The organism is Limnofasciculus baicalensis BBK-W-15 (assembly GCF_024178385.1).
Taxonomy (GTDB): domain Bacteria; phylum Cyanobacteriota; class Cyanobacteriia; order Cyanobacteriales; family Coleofasciculaceae; genus Limnofasciculus; species Limnofasciculus baicalensis.
In genome coordinates, this window is sequence record NZ_JAMZMM010000211.1 from 1 (window position 1) to 3,438 (window position 3,438).

General features: G+C 44.1%; 4 protein-coding genes. 1 reads left to right on the plus strand and 3 read right to left on the minus strand.

The features are described from left to right. Nucleotides 1-59 precede the first annotated feature (59 nt). A complete protein-coding gene (carA, locus tag NJ959_RS18845) occupies nucleotides 60-1,208 on the minus strand; it encodes a glutamine-hydrolyzing carbamoyl-phosphate synthase small subunit (protein ID WP_254013281.1) in 1,149 nt (382 codons plus the stop codon). A gap of 294 nt (nucleotides 1,209-1,502) precedes the next feature. Continuing rightward, a complete protein-coding gene (locus tag NJ959_RS30745; protein WP_373693677.1) occupies nucleotides 1,503-1,673 on the minus strand; it encodes a zinc ribbon domain-containing protein in 171 nt (56 codons plus the stop codon). A gap of 959 nt (nucleotides 1,674-2,632) precedes the next feature. On the opposite strand from NJ959_RS30745, the gene NJ959_RS18850 reads away from it, so the two are divergent. Beyond that, nucleotides 2,633-3,022, plus strand: coding sequence for a response regulator (locus tag NJ959_RS18850; RefSeq protein WP_254013282.1), 390 nt, complete (start codon nucleotides 2,633-2,635; stop codon nucleotides 3,020-3,022). Here NJ959_RS18850 and NJ959_RS18855 read toward each other — a convergent pair. Further along, nucleotides 3,008-3,438, minus strand: a 431-nt coding sequence (locus NJ959_RS18855) for a WG repeat-containing protein (RefSeq protein WP_254013283.1), incomplete at its 5' end; no start/stop codon positions are given. The genes NJ959_RS18850 and NJ959_RS18855 overlap by 15 nt on opposite strands.

The window sequence follows — 3,438 nt, forward strand, 5'->3', positions numbered from 1 at the left end:
TCCCTACTCCCTACTCCCTACTCCCTACTCCCTACTCCCTACTCCCCACTCCCTATTCCCTATTCCCTACTCCCTCCACCTCTCATTAACTGGACAAACTGCTGGAATAGATAATCCGCGTCGTGGGGACCGGGACTTGCTTCTGGGTGGTATTGCACGGAGAAGAAGGGCAATGATTTGTGACGCAATCCAGCTACAGTGCGATCGTTGAGGTTGAGGTGGGTGATTTCCATTTCTGAGCCTAATGAATCGGGATCGATCGCAAACCCGTGATTCTGGCTGGTAATCTCAACCTGTTGCTTTAACCCGGCTGGGTGATTTAAGCCTCGGTGACCGAATTTTAGCTTAAAGGTTTTCGCACCCATGGAAAGACCGAGAATTTGGTGTCCCATGCAGATGCCAAATATTGGTTTCTTTTCTCCCAATAAGGCTTTGGTGGTTTCGATTCCTTCTGTGACTGCTGCGGGATCTCCTGGCCCGTTGGAGAGAAAAATTCCGTCTGGGTTGTATTTGAGAATTTCCTCTGGTGAAGTATTTGCTGGAACTACAATAACACGACAGCCGTAGCTAGCTAAACGCCGCAAGATGTTGTGCTTGATGCCAAAATCAATTGCTACAACTGTCAGGCGTTCACCATTTTCTGCCGAGCCTACTGGACCAAACTCCCAATTGCTTTGGGTAGGATCTGACCACTCGTAGGCTTCCTTGGTAGTAACTTCTTTGACTAGATTCAATCCTGCCATACTGGGGGCTGCTTGCACTTGCTTGAGCAATTCGGCTGGATCGAGGATTTCGGTGGAGATTCCGCCGTTCATCGCCCCAGACGAGCGGAGTTTTCTGGTTAATGCTCTAGTATCGATCCCGTAAATGCCTGGGATTTTGTGTTTTTTAAAATAGTCTGGCAAAGAGAGAGTGGAGCGCCAGTTACTTGGCTGCCAAGCGATGTTCCGCGCGATCGCGCCTCGGATTTGAGGATGAGCTGATTCGTCATCCTCTGGGTTGATTCCGGTGTTGCCTAATTCTGGATAGGTGAAGGTGACGAGTTGACCACAGTAGCTGGGATCTGTTGCTACCTCCTGATAACCAGTGATTGCCGTGTTAAACACGACTTCTCCAATGGCAGTCCCAGAGGCTCCGAAAGACCAGCCATGATAAGATGTCCCATCTGCTAGTACGAGTAGAGCAGGTGTAGCGGCTGAAACAGGCATAAGTCGGTGTTAGGTGTTAGGTTTTTGGTTTGAAGAACCCCGCGCATGAATGCGGGGGATTCTGACCCTCATCGCTGAGAATCCACGCTCTCCAACAAATCTCACAATAATAATTGCTTAATTCCCAGAGGCTTCCCAGGCTCAACATACTCCTGTTGATGCTCTCTATCAGAACTAATCTTGATAGATTCCTTGGGCGTAAATTCCGGTATGAAAACCGTACTTTTTATTCAAGAACTAATTCTGTAAGTCCCCGTTGTCTAATAACTACCGCCGCATCTATATCGGGAGCTGCTATGTGACCACAAGCCTCACAAAGAATTTTTTTTCTCTATTTGTCGGACTAATATAACCACAGACAGAACAGTCTTGAGATGTATATTTGGGATTAATTTCCTGAAAAAGATTGCCTAGCTTTGCAGCTATTACTTTAACTTTCTCTTTCAACGATCGCCTTTGACGCATCCCAAATTGCTCTATTTAACCCCTTTTTGCTGTTCGCGCAGCGTGCGCATTGCGCATTTGCCCAACTGATTATACACTACTTAACCATTTATTAACATTAAGTTTTATTACTATTATTTATTGGTCTTGAATATTTGACGGCGACTCAAGTCGCCACCGCCTTATCCCCGTGGAAGACAGCCATTTGCTCTGCGGCTCGTTTTTCGGTCAGGTCTCAGGGAAATTTAGGGACAGACCCAAGCAGTGCGGTGACATTATAGCATTGACGACTCTCTATTTCTTTCACTAAACGCTGACTATTTATTACCCGAAATTTTTACTTTTTTTTAGTAATCTTCTAACTGTCGGCTTAGATACTACGATAACTATGTTCTCTAGACCCCACCCCCCAATCCCTGCCGCCCCCTCTCTGGGTACAGACTTCGGCATCAGCGCTGAGTCGATTGCGCTAGTAGGGTTCCTCAAGGGGGAAGACTGATGAAAGATTGTCCTTCTTGCTCAACTCAGTTGGTACTTCATATTTACAACAAGCGCCTTTATTGGTTTTGCTCTCAATGCAGCCAGGAGACACCCATTCAATTCGAGGCAAAAACTAATAAATGCGAAAAAGTCCCAATCTGTCAACCTTCTCAAAGATCTCCGATCTGAAGCAATCTTGAGCAGAGCCGAGCAATAGGCACGCGCCCATTTCTACTCCAAACGAGCGAAACGGAGTTATAGGTTAGGATATTTCCAGAGAATAGAGTGCTTTTGGTCAATCAGTCTTCTCAGCCGCAATCTGCTTGCTGCACGCGATGGGCTAGGGGATAGCTCTCCCTAATGCGATCGCAAAATGCGATCGTTAGGGAACTGTACCATATTCAGAAGCATAAATCATAAATAAAAATTTTCTAAACTCCTGAACTCCTAAACTCCTAAATCACTTTGAATCCCTATCAATTTTCAGCTAGGATAAAGCCATGAGAAAATTAGTGTTAATTATTGAAGATGATGAGATGATCCGTTCATCTATCTTCGAGCTACTGGAATTAGAAGATTTTAATGTTGTCAGTGCTGGTGACGGGATGGCTGGCTTAAGTTTAGCCCACGAAGTCAAGCCAGATGTAATTCTTTGCGATATGTATATACCAGAAATCAATGGCTGTGGAGTACTTGAAGAATTACGCAAGATTTGGAACCCTGAACAAATGCCTTTTATTTTATTCACCTCTGACTACGATTCCAAGATTCGTAATCGTGCTTTTCAACTGGGGGCGAACGATCTACTACTGAAACCATTGGACATTGATGACATATTGAATGCTGTGTACAAGGCGACAGGAATTAATAAGAAATCAGCGCCACTGTAAAATATTCCGAATATATCCCCATTTGCCACCAATCTTGACAAGTGCTAATCCTTGGGTGAATGATTTTGCTTGTTCAAATTCTGGGGGAATTATTGTTTTTCCTGTTTTATCTGTATAGCCCCATTTATCATCAATTTTGACGGCGGCTAATCCTTCTTTAAAGGGTGCAACTACATCAAATTTTAATTCAATAATTAGTACTCCGGTAGAGTTACTGTAACCCCATTTATTCCCATTTTTTACCGCAGCTAGATTTTCAGAGAAAGAAGTAGCTGTATCAAAATTTGGGATAATAACTAGTTTGCCAGTTTTGTCAATATAGCCAGATTTTAGCGTCGGAGTACCAATACTATCAGAATTAGTAGTAACAGGATTAGTGGGAGAATTGGTAGTAATAGGATTAGTGGGAGAATTGG